Origin of the sequence: Janthinobacterium sp. SUN100 (assembly GCF_030397705.1) — a bacterium.
Classification (GTDB): Bacteria; Pseudomonadota; Gammaproteobacteria; order Burkholderiales; family Burkholderiaceae_D; genus Janthinobacterium; species Janthinobacterium kumbetense.
In genome coordinates this window covers 81,610-106,436 of sequence record NZ_JAPUBU010000001.1, presented here as the reverse complement: position 1 = coordinate 106,436, position 24,827 = coordinate 81,610, and the positions used below count along the sequence as shown (strand labels likewise).

Below are 24,827 nucleotides of genomic sequence, written 5' to 3'. Positions count from 1 at the left end.
TGAGTGGAAGTGCCGCCCATGCCGCGGTCGCAGCGAGCGCACCCCTGTACTACTCGCCAGGTGCCCGTTTGGATGCAGCGGCGCAAAAAAGTTATTCTTCGCGCCTTTATGATTGTCTTTAAGCAACTTAACCGGTGTATAGTCACGGGCACGATGGCAACGGGGAACAAGACAGGTGGCACGCATATTTCAAGCGCAGAGCATGGGAGAGGCCGACGTGCGCGTGGCCCTGGTGGAACGCGGCAGTGCCGACCTGCTGGTGCACCGCGTGACCAGCTGGGGCCTGGCGCACGGCGACGCCCTGTGGTACATCACCCGCGACCGGCAAAGCGCCACGGCAAGCGTATTTTTCGTCTCGCAGGGCATGGCGCAGCTGAAAATCTGTTTTGTCGACAGCCACGGCGAGGCAGGCTGGCAAGCGCCCCGGCCGCGCAATCTCCACCTGTAGCAGGGTGGCATCCGTGTTCACTCACTGGAAGGGAGCATCGTCATGGATTTGATCTTACTGGAACCCGGCGACGGGGAACTCGTGTTCGGCAAGGCGCAGGACGGTGAAAGCAAGAGCGGCGGTATCGACGCCATCTGGCGCGACGCCGCCGCGCTGCGGGGCATCGGCTGGTGCTTCGAGCTGGTGTCATTACATCAAGGCATGAAGCAGCAAGTGACGACCGACGTCAGCAACTCTGCGCGCACGTCCGGCCGGCCCGTCATCACCGAATTTACCTGCGTCAAGTATGTCGATGCGACCTCGGTCAAGCTGTACGATCTGTGCCTGCGGGCGAAGCCGCTGGGCAGCGGCCCGGACCAGCCGACCAGGCTGTACATCACCCGCCAGACGGGCGACAAGACGGCCAACCTCATCACCATCGCCCTGCGCGACGCCCTGATCAGCGAAATCCAGCTGCAAACCCATCCCGACGACATGCCCACCGAGCAGTTCAAGCTGAACTTTACGGAAATCCTCTGGACGTACAGCGTGCAGCAGGCCGACGACCAGCCCGGCGACCAGCAGACGACGGGCTGGAGCCTGGCGCGCAACCGCCCGATCAGGGCATTTACAGGATAAGCACATGAACGACGCTGTACACGCTACTGACATCGCCGACATCGGCAACGCCGGCCTGGCGCTGCTCCACCCGTTCCTGCCCACAATGTTCCAGCGGCTGGACTTGCTCGCCACTGGCGGCGATGGCAGGCCGCAGCTGCGCGGCGAACACGGCGCACGCGCCGTTCACTTGCTGCAATACCTGGTCGATGGCAGGAGCGACGCGCCGGAGCAGCAATTGCTGCTGAACAAGCTGCTGTGCGGCCTGGAACCGGACTTCCCTGCTCCCCCCGTCGACCTCGGCGAAGAAGAACGGGCCCTGTGCGAACAAGTGCTGGCCGCCGTGATGCGCCATTGGCCAGCGGTGGGACAAACCTCGCCCGAGGGATTGCGCCAGGTCTTTCTGCAGCGCGAAGGCCGACTGCAAAAAGGCGACGGGAAATGCACGCTGGCTGTCGCGCGCAATCCCTTCGATGTACTGCTGAGCCGCTTGCCGTGGAACCTGGCTGCCATCCGGCACCCGTGGATGCCGCAACCGCTGTTGATCGACTGGCCCGGCGCGTAGCCCGGCAAGCCCACGCCCGGCTGGCCGCCACCCCGCAAAGGCGGGCTACTCTTCCAGCCCGCCCCCCAGCGCCTTGTACAGTGCCACGGCCGACTTGAACTGGTCGCGCCGCGCGTCGAGCAAGGCTTGCTGCGCCGCATACGACTGGCGCTGCGCGTCGAGCAATTCCAGCCGGCTGTCCTGGCCCGCGTCGTAGCGCAGCTGCGACAGGCGCTGGCGCTGCTGCGCCGCCGTCACCACGCGTTCCTGCGCGGCGATCTGCTGCGCATACGTGGCGCTGCCCGCCAGGCCGTCGCGCACGTCGCGAAACGCCGACTGGATCGCTTGCTCGTATTGCAGCACGGCCACGTCCTTGCGCAGGCGCGACAGCTGCAATTCCGCGCGCAGCTGGCCGCCCTGGAACAGCGGTTGCGTCACTTGCGGCGCGAACGACCAGCTGCGCGCGCCGCCGCGGAACAGGTCGCCCAGTTCCGGGCTGGCCAGTCCCAGCTGCGCCGTCAGCGACAGGCGCGGGAAGAAGGCGGCGCGGGCGGCGCCGATTTCCGCATTCGCCGCCACCAGCGCGTATTCCGCCTGCAGGATGTCGGGACGGCGCGCCAGCAAGTCCGACGGCAGGCCGGGCGGCAGCTGCGTCAGCACGGGCTGGCCATCGAGCGCCCGGCCCGCCGGCAAGTCGGCGGGCAACGGCGCGCCCAGCAGCAATTCCAGGTTGTTGCGCGCCAAGGCGCTGGCACGTTCCCGCGCCTGCACGTCCGCTTCCGCCGTGGCGGCCTGTCCTTCCGCTTGCGCTACATCAAGACCGCTGCCCTGCTGCGCGCCGTGCAGGCGCTGCGTCAGGACCAGCGCCTGGCGCCAATCGAGCAGGGTTTGCCGGGCCAGCGCCAGCTGTTCCTCGGCCAGCCGCTGTTCCAGGTAGGCGTCGGCCACGGCACCGATCAGGGCCATGTGGGCGGCCCGCTGGCCCTGCTGCGTGGCCAGGTAGCGCGCAAAGGCGGCCTCCGACAGCGAGCGCAAGCGGCCGAACAGGTCGATTTCGAACGCGCTCATGGCGATGCCGGCCGTGAACTGGTTTTGCACCGTGGGATTTTGTCCCGTGGCATCGGCAGCGCGCTGGCGCGTGCCGCCGCCGTTGAGACCAATCGCCGGATAGCGGCCCGCATCCTGGATCTGGTACTGGGCCCGCACGGCTTCCACGTTGAGGGATGCCACGCGCAAGTCGCGGTTGTTTTCCAGCGCGATGTCGACCAGGCGCTGCAGGCGCGCGTCCAGCAGCATCTGGCGCCAGCCCAGGTTGGCCGCCGTGTCGGCCGTGCCTGGCGCGGCGGCCTCGGCATACGCGGCGGGAATCGGCGGCGCCGGCTTGACCAGCAGCGGCGTCAATGAACAGGCCGACAAGGCCAGCGCGGCCAGCGGCGTGATAAAAATCAAACGCATTACAACTCTCCTTCCACCGCCTTGACGGCGATGCGATTACTGCGTTTGTTGAAGTACGTGTCCATCTTGTCGACGGCGCCCAGCACCACGACAAAGAACACGGGCACGAAAAACACGGCAAGCACGGTGGCGGTGATCATGCCGCCGAACACGCCCGTGCCGATCGCATGCTGCGTCTCGGCGCTGGCGCCCGTGGCCAGCATCAGCGGCACCACGCCCAGCGCGAACGCCAGCGACGTCATCAGGATTGGGCGCAAGCGCAACCTGGCCGCTTCCACCGTCGCCTCGACCAATCCCTTGCCCTGCGCCTGCAGCTGGCGCGCATATTCGACGATCAGGATGGCGTTCTTCGCGGACAGGCCGATGATGGTGATCATGCCGACCTTGAAGAACACGTCGTTCGGCATGCCGCGCAACATCACGGCCAGCACGGCGCCCAGCAAGCCCAGCGGCACCACCAGCATGACGGAGACGGGAATCGACCAGCTTTCATACAGGGCCGCCAGCACGAGGAAGACCACCAGCATCGACAGCGCCATCAGCATGGGCGCTTGCGAGGCCGATTCCTTCTCTTGCAGCGATTGCCCCGTCCACGCCAGCGCGAAACCGGGCGGCAATTGCTTCACGAGGCGCTCCATTTCCAGCATGGCGTCGCCGCTGGACACGCCGGGCGCCGCGCTGCCCGAAATGCGCGCGGCCGGATAACCCTGGTAGCGCACCAGCTGCAGCGGCGACTCGCTCCACACTGGGCGCACCAGTTCGCCCAGGGCCACCATGCCGCCCGCGTTATTGCGAATGCGCAAGGCCAGCACGTCGTTCAGCTGCATGCGCGACGGCGCATCGGCCTGGATGATCACTTGCTGCATGCGGCCCGCATTCGGGAAATCGTTGACATAGGTCGACCCCATGGCCGCCGTCAGCATATCGGCGATGGCCGTAAACGACACGCCCAGCGCTTCCGCCTTGGTGCGGTCGATGTCGAGGCGCACGCTGGCGCCGGGCGGCAAGCCGTCCGGATACACGCCCGCCACCTTGGCGCTTTGTGCGGCCAGGCCCAGCAGCTGGTTTTGCGCCGCCTGCAAGGCAGCGATGCCCTGGTTGGCGCGGTCTTGCAGGCGCAGGGAAAAGCCGGACGAGTTGCCCAGTTCATCGATAGCGGGCGGCATCAGGCTCATGATCACGCCCTCCTTCGCCTGCGACATGGCGGCCTGCGCCAGCGCCACTTCTTCCTGCGCCGTGGCGCCGTTGCGCTGTTTCCAGTCCTTCAGCATGGTGAACGCCAGGCCCGCATTCGGCCCCGCGCCGGAAAAACTGAAGCCGAGGATCGATTGATTTACCTCAATACCGGGCCGCGTGGCCACGTGCTGTTCGTACAGCTTGACGACATCGAGCGTGCGCTCCATGGTGGCGTCGGACGGCAGCTGGATCGAGGTAATGAAATAGCCCTGGTCTTCTTCCGGCAGGAAGGCCGACGGCAGCTGCATGAAGGCCACGCCCAGCGCCGCGACGATGGCGCCGTACAGCACCATCGAGCGCCCCGCGCGTTTGAGCATCGCCACCACCCCCTTTTCATAGCGGGCCGTCATGCGCTCAAACTGGCGGTCGAACCACAGGAAGAATCCCTTCTTGTCATGGTCATGCGGGCCGATGGGTTTCAACATCGTGGCGCACAGGGCCGGCGTCAGGGTGAGCGCCAAAAACGCCGAGAACAGGATCGACACGGCCATGGCCAGCGTGAACTGGCGGTAGATGGCGCCCACGGAGCCGCTGGCCAGCGCCATCGGGATGAACACGGCCGTCAGCACCAGGGTAATGCCCACTACCGCACCCGTGATTTCACGCATGGCTTTGGAGGTCGCTTCCTTCGGCGACAGGCCCTCGGTCGCCATCAGGCGCTCCACCGCTTCCACCACGACGATGGCGTCATCGACGATGATGCCGATGGCCAGCACCATGCCGAACATAGTCAGCACGTTGACGGAATAGCCGGCCAGCAGCATCACCGTAAACGTCCCCATCAGGGCGATCGGCGCGACGATGGCGGGAATCAAGGTGTAGCGTATCTTTTGCAGGAACAGGTACATGACGAGGAACACCAGCACCATCGCTTCCAGCAGGGTGACGATGACCTTCTCGATCGAGATCTTCACGAACGGCGCCGTATCGAAGGGCACCGAATACTTGATCCCGGCCGGCATGGTGTGCGCCAGTTCGGCCATGCGTGCGCGCACGGCGGCCGCCGTCTGCACGGCGTTGGCGCCGGGCGACAGCATGATGGCGGCGCCCGACGCGGCTTGCCCGTTTTCGCGGATGCTGAAATTGAAGCTTTGCGCGCCCAGCGACACTTTCGCCACGTCGCCGATGGTCACTTTCGAGCCGTCGGGATTCGCGCGCAGCACGATGGCGGCAAATTCCGCCGGCGTTTGCAGCTGGCCCTGCACCGTCAGCGGGATGGTCACGCGCTGGCCGTGCACGGCGGGCGAGTCGCCCAGGCGGCCCGGCGCGATCTGCGCATTTTGCTGCGCGATGGCGGCCGTCAGCTCGCCCATGGCGATGTTGTACGACACCAGCTTGGCCGGATCGACCCAGATGCGCATGGCGCGCTCGGAACCGAACAGCTGCACCTTGCCCACGCCGGGAATGCGGCGCAGTTCTTCCGTCACGTTGCGCGCCAGATAGTCACCCAGCGCCACTTCGTCGTGCTGGCCATTGTCCGAGATCAAACTGACGATCATCAAAAAGCCGGACGACGCCGATTCCACCGTCAAGCCGTTTTGCCGCACGGCTTGCGGCAGGCGCGGCTCGATGGCTTTCAGGCGGTTTTGCACGTCCACCTGCGCCATTTCCGGATTCGTGCCGGGCTGGAAGGTGACGGTGATCGAGGCCGAGCCCGACGTATCGGTGGACGACTCGAAATACAGCAGGTGCTTGACGCCCGACAGTTCGCGTTCGATCAAGCCCACCACGGAATCGTTCATGGTTTGCGGCGTGGCGCCGGGATAATTGGCGCTGATGCTGACGCTGGGCGGCGCCACCGAGGGGAAGCGCGCAATCGGCAATTGCGGTATGGCGATCAGTCCGAACAGGACGATGAAGACCGCCACCACCCACGCGAAGACGGGGCGGTTGATGAAAAATTGAGGCATGTCATTAGGCTTTCATTGTATTCATATGGTGCATCAACGCGCCCTGGCGGCAGCCGCCGCTGCCACGACGGCTGGCTTCCACGGTTGCGGCGCGGCCGTGGCGCCCGGCTGCAGGCGCTCCTGGCCTTCGATGACGACGGTTTCGCCAGCCTTCAAGCCGCCGTTGACGACGTACTGGTGCTCGATCACGTCGCCCACGGCGATCGTTTTCAGGCTGGCTTTGTTCGTGCCATCGAGCACCCAGGCCTGCGCCTGGCCGCCGCTGCTGTGCAGAACGGCTTGCTGCGGCAACAGCACACCATTCGCCTGCACGGCGCGGGCGATGCGGGCGCGCACGAACATGCCCGGCAGCAACTGGCGCTGCGGATTGTCGACCAGCACGCGGATGACGGCGTCGCCCGTGCCCGCATCGACGCTGATGCCCGAGAACAGGATGCGCCCCGTGACGGGATGCGGCTGGCCATCGGCGCCCAGGATGGTCACGGGCAGCTTGTCCGCGCCGCCCGTGCCCGAGGCTTGCAGCGCGGCCAGCGCGGCGGCCGGCTGGCGCACGTCCACATACACCTTGTCGATCTGCTGGATGCGCGCCATCGGCGTGGCATCGGCCAGGCCCACCAGCGCGCCTTCCGTCACCAGTTCGGAGCCGATGCGCCCGGCAATGGGCGCCTCGATGCTGGCAAAGGCCAGGTCCAGGCGGCGGCGCGCCAGGGCGGCGCGCGCCTGCGCCACGGTGGCCACGGCTTGCTCGCGCTGGGCCACGGCGTCGTCATACGCCTGGCGGCTGATGGCGTCCGCTTCCACCAGCGGTTTCAACCTGTCGGCCTGGCTGCTGGCGCGGTTCGCCGTGGCCACCGCATGCTGCAGGGCGGCGGCGGCCGAATCGACGTCCGCCTGGAACGGTGCCGGATTGAGCTGGAACAACTTCTGTCCCGCCTTCACTTCGGCGCCCTGCTCGAACTGGCGGCGCAGCACGATGCCGCCCACTTGCGGGCGGATGTCGGCCGTGCGGAAGGCGGCCACCCTGCCCGGCAATTCATCGCTGAGGACGACGGGCGCCGCTTGCAGCTTGAGTACCGTCACGGCGGCGGGCGGCGCCGCGCCTTCTTCCGGCGCGGGTTTGGAACAGGCGGCAAGGCTGAGCAGTGCCGCGGCGATCAACATGTTTTTCCTGGTGAGGTACTTTACTGGCATGACTTTTCTCTATGACTGATCCCAACCGGCGGTCCGGTCGACAGATAACAAGAGCATAGAAGGCCAACATGGATGTTCCGTCAAAGAAATGTGGAGATTCGATGGAGAGCGCGAAGAATGCTAGACTATTTGCATGAACTATCATCACAGCGCCAGCCAGCCCTCGTTTCTTGCCACCACTCCCCCTTCCGCCCTCGTCCTGATCGCCGAAGATGAACCGCAAATCGCCCGCATCCTCGCCGGTTACCTGGAGCGCGACGGCTACCGCACGGCCTTCGCGCACGACGGCCAGGAAGCGCTGCAGCAGCACCTGGCGCTGGCGCCGGACCTGCTGCTGCTCGACGTGCAAATGCCCAGGGTCGATGGCTGGGGCGTGCTGGCGGAAGTGCGGCGGCGCGGCGAGACGCCCGTCATCATGCTGACGGCGCGCGACCAGGATGCGGACAAACTGGCCGCCCTGCGCGTGGGCGCCGACGACTACATCATCAAGCCCTTCAATCCGGCCGAAGTGGTGGCGCGCGTGGCGGCCGTGCTGCGCCGCTCGCGCGTGCGCCACCACCCGGTGGGCGGCCAGCGCCTGCGCTGCGGTCCCATCGACATCGACCAGGAAACGTATGTGGCCAGCGTGCTGCGCGACGGCGCGCCCGTGCCCCTGAGCCTGACGTTGACGGAATTCCGCCTGCTGGCCCACCTGGCGCGCACGCCGCGCCGCGTCTGCAGCCGCCTGGAATTGCTGGAATCATGCATGCCCGAGAGCAATTCGCTGGAACGCACGGTGGATAGCCACGTCAGCAAGCTGCGCAAGAAGCTGGAAGAAGCTGGGGTGATGAACATGCCGGCCAGCCTGCGCGGCGTGGGCTACCGCCTGGAAAGCGACCTCTGATGCGCTTCACGGGCTTGAACCGGCAGATCGTGCTGTCGATGTCCGTGCTGATGGTCAGCGGCATCCTGATCATCTGGATCGGTTCCTGGACCTTCTTCGCCATCGCCTTCAAGATCGACCCCGGCATGCTGTCCGAGCCGGACGACTGGTCGCCGACGACGGCCGAATGGCTGTGGATCTTCGCCATCACCATCTTCGGCCTGGGCCTGGCCGCGTTTTTCGCCATCAAGCTCGCTTCGCGCATTCTCAAGCCGATCAATTCCGTGATGGACAGCGTGCGCCGCGTGGCGCATGGCGACCTGTCCGCGCGCGCCTTCGCGGGCGACCGCAGCCTGGGCGAAACGGCCATGCTGGTCGATGACTTCAACAGCATGGCCGAGCGCCTGCAGCGGGCGGCCAAGGAAAGCGAGACGTGGAATGCGGCCATCGCGCACGAATTGCGCACGCCCGTGACCATCCTGCGCGGCACCTTGCAAGGCGTCGTCGACGGCGTCTTCAAGCCCGAGGAAGTGCCGTTTTCCAGCCTGCTGGCGCAAGTCGAGGACCTGGGCCGCCTGATCGAAGACTTGCGCACCCTGAGCCTGGCCGACAGCGGCCACATGCAGCTGCGCATGGCGTGGACGGACCTGACCCTGGAAATCGGGGAAGTGCGCCGCCTGCTGGCGCAGGAGATGGAAGCGGCCGGTTTTACGCTGCAACTGCACCTGTCCGACCATCCCGTCTGCTGCGACGCGGCGCGCATCCGGCAAATCGTGCTGGCCCTGCTCGACAACGCGCGCCGCTACGCGCATCCGGGCTTGCTGCGCGTGCGCACCCGCGTGCAGGCCGGCCAGTACTACCTGAGCGTCGAAGATGCGGGTCCCGGCATTGCCGACGACCTGGCGCCGCACGTGTTCGAAGCGTTCCGCCGCGGCGACAGCGCCAGGGTCGACCTGAACGCGGGCAGCGGCCTGGGCCTGGCCGTGGTGGAAGCCATCGCGCGCGCGCATGGCGGCAGCGCCGTCTGCACGCGTGGCAAGGCGGGCGGCAGCCTGTTCACCATCAAGTGGCCGGTCGAGCATGGCGCCCCGCCGCCCGCCGGCTGACTACACGGGCGGCGCGCGCAGCATGTCGACAAAGGCGCGCAGCACGGGCGGCATCTGGCGCCGGCCCGGGTAGTACAGGAAATACTTGGGCGGCGGCGGCAGGCAGCGCTCCAGCACGCACACCAGGCGCCCCGCCGCGAGATCGGCGCGCGCATCGGCCTCGTACACATACGCCAGTCCCGCGCCATCGCGGGCCGCGCGCAGCATCAATTCATCGTCGTCGAACACCAGCGGGCCGCCGACGGCGATGCTGACGGCTTCCCCTTCCAGCTCGAACTCCCACGCATACTGGCGCCCGCTGGGAAAACGCCGGCCGATGCAGGCATGGTCCAGCAAGTCGCGCGGCGTGCCTGGCGCCCCATGCACCGCCAGGTAGGCGGGCGACGCCACCACGACGAACGGTTGCGGCGCGCCCACGGGCACGGCGATCATGTCGGCCGCCACCTGCTCGCCAAAGCGGATGCCCGCGTCAAAACCGTCGCGCACGATATCGATCATGCCGTCATCCGTCACCACTTCCACCTGCACGCGCGGATAGCGGGCGACAAAACTGGCCAGCATGGGCGCGAGCAGCAGCCGGGCGGCCGGACGGGGCACGTTCAGGCGCAATTTGCCTGCGGGCACATCCTGCAAGGCGCTCAGGTCCAGCAAGGCATCGTCGATTTCGCGCATGGCCGGCGCCAGGCGCGCCAGCAGCAGCTGCCCCGCCTCGGTCGGCGTGACGCTGCGCGTGGTGCGGTTCAGCAGGCGCACGCCCAGGCGCTCTTCCAGCGTCCGCAGCGCATGGCTGAGGGCGGACGCGGAGACGCCCCGTTCGAGGGCCGCCTTGCGAAAGCTGCGCAGGCGGGCGACAGCGGCAAAGGCCGTCAATTCATTGAGATCAGCCATTATTCGGGAAACAATTCATGAGCGATATTCAGTAATGCATGCAATATTAGGTATCTTATCGCATGCTGTTGCTTCATCCATACTCCTCGCATCTTTTTTTGAAGAGGAGTGAAAAATGGAACACAGAACACTGGGCAACTCCGGCTTGCGCGTCGCCCCCATCGGCCTGGGCTGCATGGGCATGAGCTTTGCCTACGGCGGCGCGGACGAAGCCGCCTCGCTGCGCGTGCTGCACCGCGCCGTGGAACTGGGCGTGACCCTGATCGATACGGCGGAAGTCTATGGCCCCTACGCCAACGAGGACTTGGTAGGCCGCGCCGTGAAGGAGCTGCGCGGCAAGGTCCACATCGCCACCAAGTTCGGCTTCAAGATCTTGCCTGAAGGAAAAGGCGTGGCACGCATGGCGGGCGTCGACAGCCGCCCCGAGCATATTCGCCAGGCGGTGGAAGCGTCGCTGTCCCGGCTGGGCATCGAGTGCATCGACTTGCTGTACCAGCACCGCGTGGACCCCGCCGTGCCCATCGAGGACGTCGTCGGCGCCATGGCCGGCCTGGTGCGCGCGGGCAAGGTGCGCCACCTGGGGCTGTCGGAAGTGTCGGCCGCCACCCTGCGCCGCGCCCACGCCGTGCACCCGATTGCGGCCGTGCAGTCCGAGTATTCGCTGTGGAGCCGCGACGTGGAAGCGGAGGTGCTGCCAGCCTGCCGCGCCCTCGGCATCGGCTTCGTGCCCTACAGCCCGCTGGGCCGGGGTTTCCTGACCGGCCAGCTCACGTCCAGCGCGATGCTGGCGCCCGACGATTATCGCCACAGCCTGCCCCGCTTCCAGCCGCAGGCGATGGCGGCCAACGCGCACCTGGTGGCAGAATTGCAGCGCCTGGCGGCGGCGCGCGGCGTCACGGCGGCCCAGCTGGCCCTGGCCTGGCTGCTGGCGCAAGGCGACGACCTCGTGCCGATACCCGGTGCCCGCAGCCTGGCGCACCTGGAAGAAAACGTGGCCGCCGCGCGTATCACCCTGAGCGACAGCGAGCTGGCCGCCATCGGCGCCGCCATCGCGCCCGCCAGCGTGCAAGGCGCGCGCTACCCGCAACATGAGCTTGCCATGCTTGGCCTGTAGACAAGCGTACTCGAGTACGCTAATTTGAGTACGAATACCGCTTCTTTTTGCCCGCCGCACTTGAAATGCCTGAATCCGCTATCATTTCCAATCTGAACTATTCATTATGAAAGGGATTTACATGTCCGCACTGCTCGAAACACTGCAATGGCGCTATGCCACCAAGAAAATGGACCCGACGAAAACGGTGCCGCAAGACAAGGTCGAGCGCATCCTGGAAGCCGTGCGCCTGACGGCCAGCTCCAGCGGACTGCATCCTTATGAAGTCTTCGTCGTGACGAATCCGGCCCTGCGCGAGCAGATCAAGCCGCACGCGTGGAACCAGGGCCAAGTGACGGATTCCTCGCATCTGCTGGTGTTTGCGGCCTGGGACAATTACACGGTGGAACGCATCAACGCGCGTTTCGACCTGGTCAACGAGGTGCGCGGCTTCAAGAATGAGGGCTGGGAAGCGTACCGCCAGCAAATCCTGGCCACGTATCCGCAGCGCGATGCGGAAACCAACTACCAGCACGCGGCACGCCAGGCCTACATCGGCGTGGGCACGGCCCTGATCGCCGCGGCGCAGGAACAAGTCGATTCGACGCCGATGGAAGGTTTTGATCCGGCCAAGGTCGATGAGATCCTGAACCTGCGCGAAAAAGGCTTGCGTTCCGTCGTCATGCTGCCGCTCGGCTACCGCGCCGACGAAGGCGACTGGCTGGTGGACTTGAAAAAAGTGCGCCCTGCTCGCGAGCAATTCATCACCGAGCTGGCGTAAGCGCTACGCCAGTGACTGAAAAGCGGATGCCCTGACCGGCATCCGTTTTTTTTGTCCGTTCAGGCCGCCTGCGGAAAACGCACCGTCACCTGCAATCCCCGCCCGGCCTCGCCGTCGGCCAGCGCGATATCGGCCTGGTGGTGCTCGGCGATGTGGCGCACGATGGACAGGCCCAGGCCGCAGCCCCAGGCGTCGTTGCCGTCGGGACGGAAGAAGCGGTCGAACAGGCGCGCATGGTGCTGGCGCGGCACCCCGGGGCCGTTGTCGGACACGCGCAGCAAGGGCCTGCCCTCTTCCACGGCTGCCTGCAAGTCGACCCGGCCGCCCTGCTGCGTGTAGCGCAAGGCATTGTCGATCAAGTTGTTCAGCAACACTTGCAAGCCGTCGGGATCGGCCTGCACCAGCACCCTGGCGGGCGGCGCTTCCACCACGCCCAGGTCGATCGCGCGGCTGTCGGCCAGCGCGCTGTGGTCGCCCACGGCCGCTTCCAGCAATTGTCCCAGGTCCACCATGTGCAGCTGGCTGGCCGTGAGCGCCGTTTCATGGCGCGCCAGGCTCAGCAACTGGCGCACCAGGTGCGTGCTGCGGTCCAGCCGTTCGTGCAGCCGCGCCAGCGCCACGCGCCGTTCTTCCTCGCTGCCGGCCCGTTCGGCCACCTGCAGCTGCAGTTTCAATGCCGTCAGCGGCGAACGCAATTCATGCGCGGCATCGGCGACAAAGGTGCGCTGCGCCGTCAGCGCCGCCTCGAACTGCCCCATCAGGCTGTTGAGCGCCAGCGCCACGGGCCGCAGTTCGGGCGGCATGTCGTCGGCCGCCAGCGGCGTCAGCGCGTCCGGCGAACGGCCCGCCACGGACTCGGCCAGCCGGTGCAGGGGCGCCAGCGCGCGTCCCACGACGGCGACGATCAGCAGCGCCAGGATCAGCGCGAACACCAGCAGGGGCGCGCCGGCCCGCATCGTCATCCGCCAGGCCAGCTGGTCGCGCACGGCCTGCGCCTGCGCCACCTGCACGTAGCGGCCGCGCCGCGTTTCGCCGTACAGGCGCCAGTCCTCGCCGTGCAGCTCGACATCGGCGAAACCGGCCAGCGCATAGCGCGGCAGTGCCGGCTGCTCCTGCAGGACGGGCAAGGGCTGGCCATCCTCGTCCCACGCCTGCAGCACGAACGCTTCTTCCGGCTCTTGCGCGGCGGCCAGTCCCTCCTGCGGCTCGAACTCGTCGGGCAAGGCCACGGCCAGCTGGCGCAGCTGCAAGTCGGCCAGCTCATTGGTTTCTTCCAGCAGCGAACGGAACAGGGAAATGCCGGCGCCCAGCACGCACAGCAGGGTGGCGGCCAGCAAACCGAGCAGCAATTGGCGGCGGATGGTCAGCAAGATGCTACCCGCATCTTGTAACCCACGCCGCGCACGGTCTGGATGCAATCCGCACCGAGCTTCTTGCGCAGCTGGTACACGTACACGTCGACGGTATTGCTTTCCACTTCGCTATCCCAGCCGTACAGCTTTTCGCTCAGCTGGCGCTTCGACACCACCTTGCCCGGATGGTCGAGCAAGGCGCGCAGCACGGAAAACTCGCGCGGCGGCAGCTTGATCAGCTCGCCCTCGAACGTGACGTCGTGGCTGGCCAGGTCGAGGATCAGCGCGCCATGCTCGATGACGGAGCGCGAACGGCTGACGCGGCGGCGCAGCAGCGCGCGGATGCGCGCCAGCAGCTCGTCGAGGTCGAACGGCTTGACCAGGTAATCGTCGGCGCCGCTGTCGAGTCCTTCCACGCGGGCCGGCGTGCCGTCGCGCGCCGTGATGATCAGCACGGGCAACTCGGCGCCCCGCGCGCGCATGGCGCGCAGCACGTCCATGCCCTCCTTGCCGGGCAAGCCCAGGTCCAGCAGCATCAAATCGTAGGCGAAGCCGGCCAGCGCCAGCTCCGCATCGTGGCCATCGCGCACCCAGTCCACGGCATAGCACTCGCCGCGCAAGCCCTCGACCAGGCTTTCCCCGATCATCGGATCGTCTTCCACCAGCAACACGCGCACGCGGGCCTCTCAAAGTCTTGAAAAAGCCACCATCTTACCTTGACTGGCGCCGCGCCGCAGGGGCTGCCGCGGTGGCCTTACTTGGACCCGGACCCGCGGAACGGCGGGATATTGCCTTCTTGCGGATACAGCGCCACGCCTGTCGCAAGCGGTGCTACCGCAGCGAGCGCCTCGCCGGGCTGGGCCGCTTGCGATACGGGCAGAACGGCCAGCAGGGATACCGCGCCAACACAGAAAACAGCCTTGATTTTCATATCATTCCTTCAAAGGTTGCATAGAAAAATATCGGATCAATACATTATTTTATATATTGATAAACAGGCAATGCCAGTCCAAGATAGCTACATGCCGGCAACAAGTCAATCTCCGCAGCAACTGAATTGCCCGCGTGTCCGCCCATGCCAGGCATGGCTTGAATTCGCGATACCGTGACTATGTGCGCATTTGGCGCGTTTTTTATGCGGTATATTTTCCTTCCCTCCACGCATCTGGAAAGGCATGCCATGTCCAGTTCCACCCAAGATACCGTCATCGTCAAGGCGGCGATTTATCCGCCCATCGGCATTGCCCGCGTGGGCAACAGCCCCAGCGAATACTTTATGGGACCGGAGGTGCCGGAACCGGCGCCGCGACCGGCCGGCTATTACCGCGATGCGTCCGGGGCCATCAAGCGCCAGGCGGCGGGCTTTCGCATCTACGGCTTGAACGCCGCCGGCGTGGCCGTGGCCGAGTTGAACGCCAGCAATGCCGACATCGAATGGTCCGTCACGCTGGCCAACACCAAGGCGGCGTGGTACCAGTTCCAGATCGCGCTCGATATTCCCGAGGCGAATGTCACCCAGCCCTCGTTCCTGCGCAACATGGCCGTCACCGACCGCGCGCAACTGTCCATCACGCCGGGCGAGCGCAAGATCGGCGGCAGCGAACAGCCGGCCGTCGCCTTCGACAGCGGCCGCTTCATGGGCACGCCCGTCTACCTGGGCGAGTTGCGCACGGACGCCATGGGACGGCTGATCGTGCTGGGCGGCCATGGCAAGTCCGCCTCGTGGAATGGCGCGCGCGCCATCACCTTCGCCAACAACGAAGGCTGGCATGACGACACGGCCGACGGCCCCGTCTGCGCCACGGTGCACTACCAGGGCCATGCCTTGCCCGTCGACATGGCCTGGGTGGTCGTCGCGCCGCCCGACTACGCGCCGCAGCAAAAGTCGGTGCGCACCATGTGGGACTTGATGCGCGACTTGTTTGTTTCCGAAGACAAAATTACCGCGCCTGCCGTTCCCTCGTTCCAGGACGATATCCGTCCCATTTTCGAGCGCCTGTCCAACCTGCAATGGGTCAACGCCGGCTTCGCGGCCGCCTTCGGCTGGGATGGCAGCACGCCGTTCAGCCGCGACGAATGGATGGCGCGCCTGGCCAGCCCGTCCGAAAACCGCAAGGAGTGGCGCAACGTCATCTATAACCAGTTCCGCCAGTTCGAGCGCGACGCCTGGGCGCCGTCGCCGTGGCCATGGCTGTATGGCGATGCGATGGCCATCCCGCCGGCAGACACGCCGCGCCAGAACTGCGCGCTGAGCAATTTGCAGTTGCGCTTCCTCAAACAATGGGCCGACGGCAAGTTCACGGACGACTATGCGCCCGGCAAGACGCCGCCGCAAAGCCTGGCCGACGTGGAAGTGGCGCAGCAACCGGACACCCTGCTGCGCGCGGCCATGGAATTCTGCCTGGCCGACGCCTTCCACCCCGGCTGCGAAATGACCTGGCCCATGCGCCAGGCCAGCATGTACAGCGCGCCGTTCCGCCTGGCGCACCGGCCGCCCGGCTGGGTGGAGCCGGATTACGGTGCCGTGTTGACGCCGGACAATATCAGCAGCCCCTGCTCGGCGCAGATCGCCGGCGGCGTGACGCGCTGGATGGCCGTGCCTTGGCAAACGGACACGGCCAGCTGCCGCTCCGGCTACCAATCCGACTACGATCCCTACGTCCCGACCTTCTGGCCCGCGCGCGTGCCGAACCAGGTGATGAGCAAGCTCGCCTACGACACGGTGATGAACCGGGAAGCCCCCACCGACGACCGCCTGGCCGCCTTCGCCTGGCGCGCCGCGTGGATACGTCCGCTGGGCAACATCAGCTATGAAGAGCAAATCAACAACATGATTGCCGACCTGGCGCAAGTGGGCGTGGTCGAGGTGCGCCCCGGCCCCACGGACGTGAGCGGCTTCCCCGCTTTCCTGCAGGTGGAAAACCTGCCGCAAGCGATCGCCGGCAAGCATCCATTGCGCGCCGCGGCGCCCATACCGGACGAGTTTGTCGACGTCGAACTGGAAGGCACGGAAAAAGCGCGCCATCTGCAGCGGCACCGCTTGTGACGGTGCTGCAGGCCGACGTGCTCGTCGTCGGCGCCGGTCCGGCCGGCGCCACGGCCGCCCTGAACCTGGCGGGCCGGCACCGGGTCTTGCTGGTCGACCGGCTGGCCGCGCCGCTGGCGCGCATCGGCGAATCGCTGCCGCCGGCCGCCGCGCGCCTGCTGCAGGACATGGGCTTGCTCGACGCCTTCCTGCGCCAGGGCCATGCGCCCTACCACGGCAACCGCGCGTGGTGGAACGGCGCCTGGGCGGAACACCACTTCCTCAGCGACCCCGATGGCCACGGCTGGCACCTGGAGCGCGGCACCTTCGACCTGTGGCTACGCGACGAAGCGCGCCAACGCGGCGCCGCCCTGCTGGCCTCGGCCAGGGTCGCGGACATCGCGCCGGACGATGGCGGCTGGAGAGTACGGCTGGAAACGCGGCACGGCCCGTGCGACGCGGCGGCGCGCATCGTCATCGACGCCACGGGACGCAGCGCCCGGCTGGCCCGCAAAGCGGGCGCGCAGCGCCGGCACAGCGACCGGCTGGTATCGATATGGCAATACGGGCATGAGCGCACGCCCTCCGCGCGAGGCTTTGCCCACATCGAGGCGTGCGAATACGGCTGGTGGTACAGCGCGCCCCTGCCCGGCCAGCGCCGCGTGCTGGCCCTGCATACGGATGCGGACTTGCTCGGCAACACCTCCCTGCGCGATGCCGGCTGGCTGGAAGCGGCGGCGCGGCGCTTGCCGGCCACGCGGGAATTGCTGGAGCAGCAAGGCTACGGGGCCGACACACCGGCCCTGGCCACGCCCGCCCATACGGCCGCCCTGGACGCCGCCGCAGGACCGGGCTGGTTCGCCGCCGGCGACGCGGCCCTGAGCTTCGACCCGCTGTCGTCGCAAGGCATCTTCAACGCCCTCTACACGGGCCTGGCCGCCGCCGAAGCGGCCGACCGCACGCTGCAGGGCGACACCACGGCTTGCCAGCAATACAATGCGGAACTGGCGGCCATCGGCGCGGCATACGGACGCCACCTGGCATACTGTTACGGCCAGGAAACGCGCTGGCCATCGGCGCCATTCTGGAGCCGGCGCCGGCCACTCGCGGCCCGCTAACCCGCTGGCCCGCAAAGAATCGCCGCGCCGCCGTACTGCCACGCGCTGCCGCTATGGCTGCATGGCCAGCGCCCCGATCACCAGCGCGCGCATGCCCAGGTCGAACTCGGCCTCGATGAGCGCATCGTCCTCTGCTTCCCAGGCGTCGCCGGCCGGCGCATACACGGTGTCGGCCAGGGCCACGCAGTGGAAGGCCACGGTCGACAGCAGCCAGCGGGCGCGCTCCCTGGGCAGCCGGTAGCTGTCCGCCACTTGCGCCTGGTGGGCGTCGATCCGGGCCAGCATGGCCGGCGTCGTCGCTTTTCTGCGCAGCAAGTACGGCGCCAGCCCCGGATGCGACTTGACCAGCGCGCGCAACGAGGCGCTGAAACGCAGCAGGTAGCCCTCCAGGTCGTCGTTGCCCGTCGCCGGCAGTGTCCATCGAACAAAAATTTCCTCGGCCACCAGCAGCTTGAGCGCCGCCAGGTTCTCCACATGCTTGTACAGCGCCACATGGCTGACCCCGAGCAAGGTGGCGACACCGGTAAACGTCATGGCGGGCAGGCCCAGTGCCATGCCGGCGTCGGCGATGCGTTCGCGCGTGATGCTGGGGGGACGCCCGGGGCGGGGCGAAGTGCTTGCAATAGTCATCGTTATGGTCCGTGGCGGCAGCTGCGTTGTCGGTTTCAGTTAATTAGTTTAGCATGGTGAAACTAATTACCCAATACCAAGGAGTACTTACCATGGCAACACCCGTAGAACAGCAATCCGGCGGCCAGCTGCGCAATGCCGAGCATGACCGCAGCCTGCATGAAGTCACGGCCGCCGTCAGCGCCATCGCGCACCCCGTTCCCAGCGTGCTGCGCGTCACGGCCCGCCTGGACCGTTCCGGCGACGATCCCCAATGGGCGCTGCCCAACGTGGCCTTCCGCATCCATCTCGACGGGCCAGCGTATGGCGGCGCGTCGCGCATCTACACCGTGCGCAGCTTTGACGCGCAGGCAGGCGCGTTTACCTTCGATATCGTGCGGCATGCACACGCGAGTCCGATGATGCACTGGGGTAACAGCCTGCGCGTGGGCGAGGTCTTCCGCCTGACGGGGCCGCGCCCGCAGTTCGTCGTTCCTGCCGGCGCCGAAAAGAAAATCGCCCTCTTCCTCGACGAAACGGGCTTACCTGCACTGTATGCCATGCTGCAGCAGTGGCCCGCCGGCGCGAGCGGCATCGGCTGGGTGGTGACGGATGATGCGGCCGCCTTTGCCGAGCTGCCCACCGTGCCGGGCCTGGCGTTGCAACGCCTTGGCGCGGCCCACGTGGCGCCGGACGGGCCGCTGGCGGCCCAGGCCAGGGCCTTGCAAGATCCGCACGATTACGCGATCTGGGGCGCCGGCGAGCGCGATGAAATGCGCGCCATCCGCCAGCATTTTCGCGTCGACGCAGGCCTGTCCAAGGAACAGGTGCTGGTGGCGGGCTACTGGAAACGGGGAGTCAGCAACACGGACATCGATCTGCGCCGCCGGCAAAGCTTCGAGCAGCTGATCGCCAATGGCGGCACCCTGGCCGACTTCGACGACCTGGCCGTCGAAGTGTGAGCAGCGCCGGTCGCGGCGCGCGCTAGCGGGCGGCGAAGTCGAAGCGCCACGCGTCCCGGCTGCGGTGCAAGGTAACGTCCACTTCGGTAGCCGAGACCGGCATCGCATATTGCGTCATGTCCTGGAAACTCTCCAGGCTGTAGGTCTGGCCCGCCGCCGGCCGCATGGCCACCACAAAATAGAGGCTGGGCAGGTATTCGAAACCGACCGTCATGTTGGCATCGACATCGGGCATGGTCGCAACCGGCCGGTCGTTCACGTACCAGTTGCAGCTGAATGGGATGAATGGGCTGGTCTCGTTCATGACGCCGCATTGTGCCGGCGTCAGCTTCGATTGCGCCAGCGAGGCGGCGGCCGGCTGCAGCAGCGGCGACAAGCCATGCGGGCTCACGGCCGACAGCAGCTGGCCCGGCGCGATGACCTGGCGGCCCGAGACGATCTTGTTCCCGGTGATGCCGAAACTGTTCACGTCGGTCGAGATCCTGTCCTCGTAGTGGAACGATTCGGTGGCGCCGGCCGACCCCGTCAACACCTGCCAGGCATGGCTGCGGTAATGGCCCTGCGGGTTCTGCAGCTTCAGGAAGACCAGCACGGAGTTGCCTAGCAAATCGTCTGTTTCCACGTTGTAACGGACGTTGAATTGAATGCCCATCGCTTGCTCCCTGCCTGGAATCTGCACGAACTCAGGAAAGACAGCGCCGGAGGACGAGTCCACGATTTCCTCCGGCGCCGGTTATCACTGCCCCTGCCCTGGCTGATGCAGGGCGTGAGCACGCTACTCGCGAGCGATTACTGCGCCAGGTAGCGTTCCGAACGGGGACCGTACAGCAAGCCATTCGGCACGCCGGCCGACAGCATGCGCGCGTTTGCCGTGCCGGCGAGCGGATGGCTGGCATCGGTGCTGGTATTGATGATCTGCTTGACGGCCGCCGTCACCAGCATGCCGACCAGGCCGCCGCCACCGCTGTTATTGCCTTCGTTGCTCGACGCGCTGGCCGCGCCCTGCCACAGCAAGGCGCCCGTCTTCAGGTCGACCAGCTTGGCATCGACCGACACCACCGTCACGCTGTCGATCACGGCATAGGTCGTGCCGTACTTGGAAATCGTCACGTACAGGCCCGCATCGGCGCCAAAGATCTCGTTGAGCTTTTTCGCATCGACGCCGTGGATATCGGCGGCGTTCGTCAAGCCGTTCTGCTTGAAGGTTTCACCGACCACGGCCACCGGCAGCACATAGTATCCCGCTTCGGCCAGCGGATACGTCACTTGCGCGTAGACGCTGTTGCCGGCATTGACTTCCGGCGAGTTGTTCAACGGCGGCAAGACCACGATGGAACGGGGCTTGGCTGCCTTGAAGGCGGTGTAATCGTAGGCCGCCTGCTTGGTGGCGCAACCGACCATGAAGATGGCGGGACCCAGGCACAAGGCCATTTTCAACATGCGCGACATCATAATTTCTCGCCTTTTTTCATTTTACCCAACAGGAAGTCCATGTACGGCGTCGATTCCGGGAACAGTTTTTTCTCGTCTTCGAACTGCGCTTCGACTTGCTCCGGTTTGCCAGCGATCGAGTACAGCATGCCCAGGTGGGCATGGAAACCCGGCGGCGCGTGGTTGCCCTTCGCGCCGATCACTTGCAAGTCTTTTTCCATGGCGGCGATCTGCTGTTCCGGGCTTTCACCCTTCAGGTATTCGTACACTTGCGGCTGGTAGCCTTCCCATTGGTACAGGGTCTTCGATTGCGTGGCGCAACCGGTCAGGGCGGCACAGGCGAGCAGCGCCAGCAGGGCTGCGCCCTTGTTCATCATTGTTTTCATGGGATACCTTATTGTTTGCGCATTGCGCCCGCTTCGACACCAGCCACCAGGCGCTCGACCGCTTCGCGCATGGCCAGGTCCAGCACCTTGCCGTTGAGGGTCGCGTCATAGCTGGCTGTGCCGCCAAAACCCAGCACTTCGCGGTTCGACAGGCTGTATTCACCGGCGCCGGCGGCCGAAAACACGACTTCCGACGTAGCGATGTTGACGACGTTCAAGGTGACCTTGGCATATGCCACTTGCGTCTTGCCGCGGCCCATGATGCCGAACAATTGCTTGTCGCCAACTTCCTTGCGGCCGAATTCGGTCACGTCGCCCGTGACGACGAAATCCGCGCCCTTGATATTCTGGCCCTGCTTCTTGAACTCGGCTTCCTGCTTGAGTTCCGCCATGTTGTCGCGGTCGAGCACATTGAAACGATTGGACGTTTGCAGGTGCGCGATCAGGATCGTTTTCGACTGGCTGCCCAGGCGGTCGACGCCATCGGAAAAGATGCCGCGCATGAAGTTCGAGCGGTTGTCGAATTTGCCGACAGCGATCAGGGTGCGTGGACCAACGTAGGGACGGGCTGCGCTGGCAACCGTGGGGACAGCCAAAGCTTGCGAGGATTCGGAAGCGCAACCAGCCAACGCCGCGCCAATCAGCGCTGCAATCAACAACGCGCCGGGTTTATTCTTGTTCATAGTGCCCTTATGATATGGAGGATCAGGAGCAACCTGCGAAATTGATTTTTGGCAAGTTAATTTCCTAATGGCAATTATATGGTATTGCATGTCTCACAATTCTCTCCAAAAGTAACGATGGCAAGGATTGCATGATTGCCGGCGCTACTCAGGCGCGGCCCTGCTTGACTTCCCCGGGCCGATTCATTAACTTAGTAGTAAAAAAGCGCGCCGTCAGCGCCCTGTGCCACTGTCCTTCACGGACTTCGCCCGCCGGCCCGCCCCAATCCGGCGCCAACTCCACGTTTTCCACCTGGACGGGTCTCCTGGCCATGCCGATACACGATCATTCCCCGGCCCATCCGCTGGCCACGGCGCTGGCGCTCTCGCTGGGCGCGGCCGTCGCCCTGGGCCTGTCGCGCTTTTCCTATGGCTTGCTGCTGCCGCCCATGCGCGCCGACCTGGGCTGGTCCTACCTGCTGGCAGGGGCCATGAACACCTTCAATGCGCTCGGTTATTTTCTCGGCGCCCTGGCCACGCCGGCCCTGATGCGCCGCCTGGGCGTGTGGCGCTTGCTGATCGTCGGTTCCGTGCTGGCCAGCATCTTCATGCTGATGTCGGGCCTCGTCAGCGATACGGCCACCCTGTTCCTGCAGCGCGTGTGCGCGGGCGTGGCCAGCGCCTTCATTTTCATCGCCGGCGGCGTGCTGGCGGCGCGGCTCGGCTCCATGCACAGCCAGCGCGCCGGCTTCTACATCGGCCTGTATTACGGCGGCACGGGATTCGGCATCGCGCTGTCGGCCCTGCTGGTGCCGGCCGCATTGGCGTCCGCCCAGCAGCACGGCGCCGCGCATGCCTGGCAATGGCCGTGGCTGGCACTGGGCATCGCCTGCCTGCTCGCCACCGCCGTCATGGCCGTGCCGGCGAAAGCCATCGGCGAAGCGCCGCGCGCCGTCGACACGCCGCGGCGCTTCGCCTGGCGCGACTTTTTGCCCAGCCTGGCCGGCTACTTCATGTTCGGCGTCGGCTACATCGGCTACATGACCTTCGTCATCGCCCTGCTCAAGCAGCAAGGCATGCCGCCCACCTTGATCACGGTGTTCTACACGGTATTGGGCCTGGCGGTGGTGGCGTCGTCGCGCATCTGGGCGCGCATGCTGGACCGCTACAAGGGCGGCGAATCGCTGGCGATATTGAATGGCGTGCTGGGCGCGGTGACCATCCTGCCCGCGCTGACGAGCTTTGTCCCCGTCGTGTTCCTCTCCGGACTCGTCTTCGGCGCCGTGTTCCTGTCGGTCGTGGCGTCGACCACGGCCCTGGTGCGGCATAACCTGCCGCAGCAATCCTGGACGGCCGGCATCAGCGCCTACACGACGGTGTTCGCGCTGGGCCAGATCGTCGGCCCCATCGTCGTCGGCTGGATCGCCGACGGCCCGGCCGGCCTGGAGCGGGGCTTGATCGCCTCGGCCATCGCCCTCTTCATCGGCGCGGCGCTGGCCGCGCGGCAAAAGGCGCTGGCGGCGGGCGCGTAAGCGACTGTCTCGCACATGCATTGGCCCCGCTTATTGCGGTTTGGCATACTTTGCGACGCCTGTTACATCGAACAGTACACAACGCTGGTTTCCAACCACCCAGGCGTCGTGCCCTGGTGGCATATAGAAGACGTCACCCGGGCCATATTCCATTTCGGCGCCATCATTCATCCTTACCACCATCCGTCCCTCAAGGACCATGCCGGTATGAGCTGCCTGGCACGAATCGGTTCCTGCAATCGGTTTTACGTGCAGACTCCAACGCCAGCCAGGCTCAAATTCGCCGCGTCCCATGGTCTGTTCGCCAAGCGTAAAGACAGCCATCCGGCCGGCTCCGTCCTTGAATGGGCGGACTTCGTCCGGCTTATCCAAGGATTTCTTTTCTAACATCGCACTCATGACCCGTCCCTCCTTTGAAATTTCTGGAAGTATTAAATTTCCGAATTGGAGTAACTGACACAATATAAAAACCACATCATTTTCCAATATAGTTTAATAATGGAAATTTACAAGCAAAGCACCTGCCGCACTTACCTCAAATGCGGAGCCGGATCGTACAATTGAAACTTCCGGGCCAATGCTTCAACATCCATTTACACTGCAGGCATAGCCCACCTTCGCGGAAAGAAAACGATGAACACCGATGCACGAAAAATCCCGGCAACGATGGATGCGGAAACGCTGGAATTCATCCAGGGCCTGTTCGCCCTGATGCGCGAAGGCGATACGCAGCAACTGGGTGCCATGCTTGTCCAGGGCGTACCAGTAAACTTTCGCAATGAAAAAGGCGACAGCCTGATCATGCTGGCCAGCTACCATGGCCACCTGGAAACGTCACGCCTGCTGCTCGAAGCGGGCGCCGACGCCAACGTCCCCAACGACCAGGGCCAGACGCCGCTGGCCGGCGTGGCCTACAAGGGTTACCTGGACATCGCCGAACTGCTGCTCCGGCACGGCGCCAATGTGGAAGGCGCCAGCCCGGACGGCAAGACCCCCTTGATGATGGCCGCCATGTTCAACCGCCTGGCCATCCTCGACCTGCTGCTGCAACACGGCGCCCGCATCGATGCCGTGGACAGCCGCGGCATGACTGCCGTTTCACTGGCCAAGAGCATGAATGCGCAGGAAACCCTGGGCCGCCTGGCCAGCTTGGGGCAGACAGCCTGAGTACGGCGGCTTGAGGTGCCCCGGTGTTGCGGCACTCAGGATCAGTAACAATTTCACGGACGGAATGAGGCTTCGTCATTTCGACGAAACCTCACCATACCGATGAAAAGTCACCTATCGATTATCGCAACGAACCTTCTTTAAATAAATCCGCCTCATAACCCAACTCCATAGAGAATTTACCGGCATCAACATTTACCGTAAATTCGCAACGTGTCCATGCAGGCTGATTATTTCTGACCATGAATTGCTGATGTTCACCAACTAAATCAAGAAGTTTCTGAGTCTCCAAATCACTGATGGAAAAATTGCTTTCGGCGACTCCGTTATTTGAATAAAACTCAAATCGCCCAACATCACCTTCAGGGGAAAGGACTGCAATCATCAAAATTATTTTTGCATCCTCCGGAGCGATATTATATAAATATTTTCCAACCTCTTTAGATATTTCAATATCTTTCGATTCCATTTT

At 65.2% G+C, this 24,827-nt stretch carries 26 protein-coding genes; 12 read left to right on the top strand and 14 right to left on the bottom strand.

Annotation, left to right across the window (positions count from 1 at the left end; genetic code table 11):
• Nucleotides 1–175: 175 nt before the first annotated feature.
• From O0881_RS00365 to O0881_RS00355, 3 genes are read left to right on the top strand one after another with little or no spacing between them, the layout of a single operon-like run.
• Nucleotides 176–448 (top strand): DUF6150 family protein, encoded by a 273-nt coding sequence (locus tag O0881_RS00365; protein WP_289909541.1) that lies wholly within the window; start codon nt 176–178, stop codon nt 446–448.
• 42 nt (nt 449–490) lie between these two features.
• On the top strand, nt 491–1,066 hold the full coding sequence (locus O0881_RS00360; RefSeq protein WP_289909540.1) for a type VI secretion system tube protein Hcp: 576 nt from the start codon (nt 491–493) through the stop codon (nt 1,064–1,066).
• 4 nt (nt 1,067–1,070) lie between these two features.
• Entirely contained in the window at nt 1,071–1,610 is a 540-nt protein-coding gene (locus O0881_RS00355; RefSeq protein ID WP_289905306.1) for a contractile injection system tape measure protein, read from the top strand.
• A gap of 45 nt (nt 1,611–1,655) precedes the next feature.
• Here O0881_RS00355 and O0881_RS00350 read toward each other — a convergent pair whose 3' ends face one another.
• From O0881_RS00350 to O0881_RS00340, 3 genes are read right to left on the bottom strand one after another with little or no spacing between them, the layout of a single operon-like run.
• Nucleotides 1,656–3,044, bottom strand: coding sequence for an efflux transporter outer membrane subunit (locus O0881_RS00350; RefSeq protein WP_289909539.1), 1,389 nt, complete (start codon nt 3,042–3,044; stop codon nt 1,656–1,658).
• Nucleotides 3,044–6,190, bottom strand: coding sequence for an efflux RND transporter permease subunit (locus O0881_RS00345; protein WP_289909538.1), 3,147 nt, complete (start codon nt 6,188–6,190; stop codon nt 3,044–3,046). The genes O0881_RS00350 and O0881_RS00345 overlap by 1 nt, the downstream gene beginning before the upstream one ends.
• Before the next feature lie 33 nt (nt 6,191–6,223).
• A complete protein-coding gene (locus O0881_RS00340) occupies nt 6,224–7,351 on the bottom strand; it encodes an efflux RND transporter periplasmic adaptor subunit (protein ID WP_289909537.1) in 1,128 nt (375 codons plus the stop codon).
• Nucleotides 7,352–7,514: 163 nt separating this feature from the next.
• On the opposite strand from O0881_RS00340, the gene O0881_RS00335 reads away from it, so the two are divergent.
• Both O0881_RS00335 and O0881_RS00330 read left to right on the top strand, forming a co-directional pair.
• Nucleotides 7,515–8,264, top strand: a complete 750-nt coding sequence (locus tag O0881_RS00335; protein WP_289909535.1) for a response regulator — start codon at nt 7,515–7,517, stop codon at nt 8,262–8,264.
• Nucleotides 8,264–9,349 (top strand): ATP-binding protein, encoded by a 1,086-nt coding sequence (locus tag O0881_RS00330; RefSeq protein ID WP_099664300.1) that lies wholly within the window; start codon nt 8,264–8,266, stop codon nt 9,347–9,349. Before O0881_RS00335 ends, O0881_RS00330 begins: the two co-directional genes overlap by 1 nt.
• Here the strand turns inward: O0881_RS00330 and O0881_RS00325 are convergent, their stop codons facing one another.
• A complete protein-coding gene (locus O0881_RS00325; protein ID WP_289909532.1) occupies nt 9,350–10,237 on the bottom strand; it encodes a LysR family transcriptional regulator in 888 nt (295 codons plus the stop codon).
• Between the two features lie 115 nt (nt 10,238–10,352).
• On the opposite strand from O0881_RS00325, the gene O0881_RS00320 reads away from it, so the two are divergent.
• A complete protein-coding gene (locus tag O0881_RS00320) occupies nt 10,353–11,351 on the top strand; it encodes an aldo/keto reductase (protein WP_289909529.1) in 999 nt (332 codons plus the stop codon).
• A gap of 121 nt (nt 11,352–11,472) precedes the next feature.
• Complete coding sequence (locus O0881_RS00315) at nt 11,473–12,111, top strand: NAD(P)H-dependent oxidoreductase (protein WP_099664303.1); 639 nt, start codon at nt 11,473–11,475, stop codon at nt 12,109–12,111.
• 59 nt (nt 12,112–12,170) lie between these two features.
• Here the strand turns inward: O0881_RS00315 and O0881_RS00310 are convergent, their stop codons facing one another.
• From O0881_RS00310 to O0881_RS00300, 3 genes are all read right to left on the bottom strand, one after another.
• On the bottom strand, nt 12,171–13,481 hold the full coding sequence (locus O0881_RS00310; RefSeq protein ID WP_289909528.1) for an ATP-binding protein: 1,311 nt from the start codon (nt 13,479–13,481) through the stop codon (nt 12,171–12,173).
• Complete coding sequence (locus O0881_RS00305) at nt 13,475–14,140, bottom strand: response regulator transcription factor (protein ID WP_289909527.1); 666 nt, start codon at nt 14,138–14,140, stop codon at nt 13,475–13,477. The genes O0881_RS00310 and O0881_RS00305 overlap by 7 nt, the downstream gene beginning before the upstream one ends.
• Nucleotides 14,141–14,217: 77 nt before the next feature.
• Nucleotides 14,218–14,394, bottom strand: coding sequence for a hypothetical protein (locus O0881_RS00300; RefSeq protein ID WP_289909526.1), 177 nt, complete (start codon nt 14,392–14,394; stop codon nt 14,218–14,220).
• A 249-nt stretch (nt 14,395–14,643) separates the two neighbouring features.
• On the opposite strand from O0881_RS00300, the gene O0881_RS00295 reads away from it, so the two are divergent.
• The gene (locus O0881_RS00295; protein WP_289909525.1) at nt 14,644–16,509 is read left to right on the top strand and encodes a LodA/GoxA family CTQ-dependent oxidase; all 1,866 of its coding nucleotides are present in this window, start codon (nt 14,644–14,646) and stop codon (nt 16,507–16,509) included.
• The gene (locus tag O0881_RS00290; protein ID WP_289909523.1) at nt 16,506–17,606 is read left to right on the top strand and encodes a tryptophan 7-halogenase; all 1,101 of its coding nucleotides are present in this window, start codon (nt 16,506–16,508) and stop codon (nt 17,604–17,606) included. Before O0881_RS00295 ends, O0881_RS00290 begins: the two co-directional genes overlap by 4 nt.
• Nucleotides 17,607–17,657: 51 nt before the next feature.
• Here the strand turns inward: O0881_RS00290 and O0881_RS00285 are convergent, their stop codons facing one another.
• Nucleotides 17,658–18,236: a TetR/AcrR family transcriptional regulator gene (locus tag O0881_RS00285; RefSeq protein ID WP_289909521.1), complete on the bottom strand. Its 579-nt coding sequence runs from the start codon at nt 18,234–18,236 to the stop codon at nt 17,658–17,660.
• A 92-nt stretch (nt 18,237–18,328) separates the two neighbouring features.
• Here O0881_RS00285 and O0881_RS00280 point away from each other — a divergent pair, with 92 nt between their 5' ends.
• Nucleotides 18,329–19,177, top strand: coding sequence for a siderophore-interacting protein (locus O0881_RS00280; protein ID WP_289909520.1), 849 nt, complete (start codon nt 18,329–18,331; stop codon nt 19,175–19,177).
• A 22-nt stretch (nt 19,178–19,199) separates the two neighbouring features.
• Here the strand turns inward: O0881_RS00280 and O0881_RS00275 are convergent, their stop codons facing one another.
• The 4 genes from O0881_RS00275 to O0881_RS00260 form a co-directional block, all read right to left on the bottom strand.
• Nucleotides 19,200–19,892 carry a hypothetical protein gene (locus tag O0881_RS00275; protein ID WP_289909517.1) on the bottom strand — a complete coding sequence of 231 codons (693 nt, stop codon included), beginning with the start codon at nt 19,890–19,892 and terminating at the stop codon, nt 19,200–19,202.
• Between the two features lie 74 nt (nt 19,893–19,966).
• Nucleotides 19,967–20,578: a DUF799 domain-containing protein gene (locus tag O0881_RS00270; RefSeq protein ID WP_225242261.1), complete on the bottom strand. Its 612-nt coding sequence runs from the start codon at nt 20,576–20,578 to the stop codon at nt 19,967–19,969.
• A gap of 47 nt (nt 20,579–20,625) precedes the next feature.
• Nucleotides 20,626–20,994 carry a DUF4810 domain-containing protein gene (locus O0881_RS00265; RefSeq protein ID WP_231958215.1) on the bottom strand — a complete coding sequence of 123 codons (369 nt, stop codon included), beginning with the start codon at nt 20,992–20,994 and terminating at the stop codon, nt 20,626–20,628.
• Nucleotides 20,995–21,002: 8 nt separating this feature from the next.
• Nucleotides 21,003–21,677 (bottom strand): CsgG/HfaB family protein, encoded by a 675-nt coding sequence (locus O0881_RS00260; protein WP_077403418.1) that lies wholly within the window; start codon nt 21,675–21,677, stop codon nt 21,003–21,005.
• Nucleotides 21,678–21,988: 311 nt separating this feature from the next.
• Between O0881_RS00260 and O0881_RS00255 the strand changes: the two genes are divergently transcribed.
• Complete coding sequence (locus tag O0881_RS00255; RefSeq protein WP_289909515.1) at nt 21,989–23,188, top strand: YbfB/YjiJ family MFS transporter; 1,200 nt, start codon at nt 21,989–21,991, stop codon at nt 23,186–23,188.
• 30 nt (nt 23,189–23,218) lie between these two features.
• Here the strand turns inward: O0881_RS00255 and O0881_RS00250 are convergent, their stop codons facing one another.
• Complete coding sequence (locus O0881_RS00250) at nt 23,219–23,587, bottom strand: cupin domain-containing protein (RefSeq protein ID WP_215409092.1); 369 nt, start codon at nt 23,585–23,587, stop codon at nt 23,219–23,221.
• Nucleotides 23,588–23,821: 234 nt separating this feature from the next.
• Between O0881_RS00250 and O0881_RS00245 the strand changes: the two genes are divergently transcribed.
• Entirely contained in the window at nt 23,822–24,355 is a 534-nt protein-coding gene (locus O0881_RS00245; protein WP_289909514.1) for an ankyrin repeat domain-containing protein, read from the top strand.
• 121 nt (nt 24,356–24,476) lie between these two features.
• Here the strand turns inward: O0881_RS00245 and O0881_RS00240 are convergent, their stop codons facing one another.
• Nucleotides 24,477–24,824, bottom strand: a complete 348-nt coding sequence (locus O0881_RS00240) for a hypothetical protein (protein WP_289909511.1) — start codon at nt 24,822–24,824, stop codon at nt 24,477–24,479.
• Between the last annotated feature and the right edge of the window lie 3 nt (nt 24,825–24,827).

Coding starts and splice junctions, on each gene's coding strand:
- O0881_RS00360 (WP_289909540.1), top strand. CDS start 491: ATGGATTTGATCTTACTGGAACCCGGCGACGGGGAACTCGTGTTCGGC.
- O0881_RS00320 (WP_289909529.1), top strand. CDS start 10,353: ATGGAACACAGAACACTGGGCAACTCCGGCTTGCGCGTCGCCCCCATC.
- O0881_RS00285 (WP_289909521.1), bottom strand. CDS start 18,236: ATGACTATTGCAAGCACTTCGCCCCGCCCCGGGCGTCCCCCCAGCATC.
- O0881_RS00335 (WP_289909535.1), top strand. CDS start 7,515: ATGAACTATCATCACAGCGCCAGCCAGCCCTCGTTTCTTGCCACCACT.
- O0881_RS00315 (WP_099664303.1), top strand. CDS start 11,473: ATGTCCGCACTGCTCGAAACACTGCAATGGCGCTATGCCACCAAGAAA.
- O0881_RS00265 (WP_231958215.1), bottom strand. CDS start 20,994: ATGAAAACAATGATGAACAAGGGCGCAGCCCTGCTGGCGCTGCTCGCC.
- O0881_RS00295 (WP_289909525.1), top strand. CDS start 14,644: ATGTCCAGTTCCACCCAAGATACCGTCATCGTCAAGGCGGCGATTTAT.
- O0881_RS00240 (WP_289909511.1), bottom strand. CDS start 24,824: ATGGAATCGAAAGATATTGAAATATCTAAAGAGGTTGGAAAATATTTA.
- O0881_RS00350 (WP_289909539.1), bottom strand. CDS start 3,044: ATGCGTTTGATTTTTATCACGCCGCTGGCCGCGCTGGCCTTGTCGGCC.
- O0881_RS00250 (WP_215409092.1), bottom strand. CDS start 23,587: ATGAGTGCGATGTTAGAAAAGAAATCCTTGGATAAGCCGGACGAAGTC.
- O0881_RS00245 (WP_289909514.1), top strand. CDS start 23,822: ATGAACACCGATGCACGAAAAATCCCGGCAACGATGGATGCGGAAACG.
- O0881_RS00325 (WP_289909532.1), bottom strand. CDS start 10,237: ATGGCTGATCTCAATGAATTGACGGCCTTTGCCGCTGTCGCCCGCCTG.
- O0881_RS00270 (WP_225242261.1), bottom strand. CDS start 20,578: ATGGTCGGTTGCGCCACCAAGCAGGCGGCCTACGATTACACCGCCTTC.
- O0881_RS00255 (WP_289909515.1), top strand. CDS start 21,989: ATGCCGATACACGATCATTCCCCGGCCCATCCGCTGGCCACGGCGCTG.
- O0881_RS00330 (WP_099664300.1), top strand. CDS start 8,264: ATGCGCTTCACGGGCTTGAACCGGCAGATCGTGCTGTCGATGTCCGTG.
- O0881_RS00340 (WP_289909537.1), bottom strand. CDS start 7,351: ATGTTGATCGCCGCGGCACTGCTCAGCCTTGCCGCCTGTTCCAAACCC.
- O0881_RS00300 (WP_289909526.1), bottom strand. CDS start 14,394: ATGAAAATCAAGGCTGTTTTCTGTGTTGGCGCGGTATCCCTGCTGGCC.
- O0881_RS00260 (WP_077403418.1), bottom strand. CDS start 21,677: ATGAACAAGAATAAACCCGGCGCGTTGTTGATTGCAGCGCTGATTGGC.
- O0881_RS00355 (WP_289905306.1), top strand. CDS start 1,071: ATGAACGACGCTGTACACGCTACTGACATCGCCGACATCGGCAACGCC.
- O0881_RS00345 (WP_289909538.1), bottom strand. CDS start 6,190: ATGCCTCAATTTTTCATCAACCGCCCCGTCTTCGCGTGGGTGGTGGCG.
- O0881_RS00280 (WP_289909520.1), top strand. CDS start 18,329: ATGGCAACACCCGTAGAACAGCAATCCGGCGGCCAGCTGCGCAATGCC.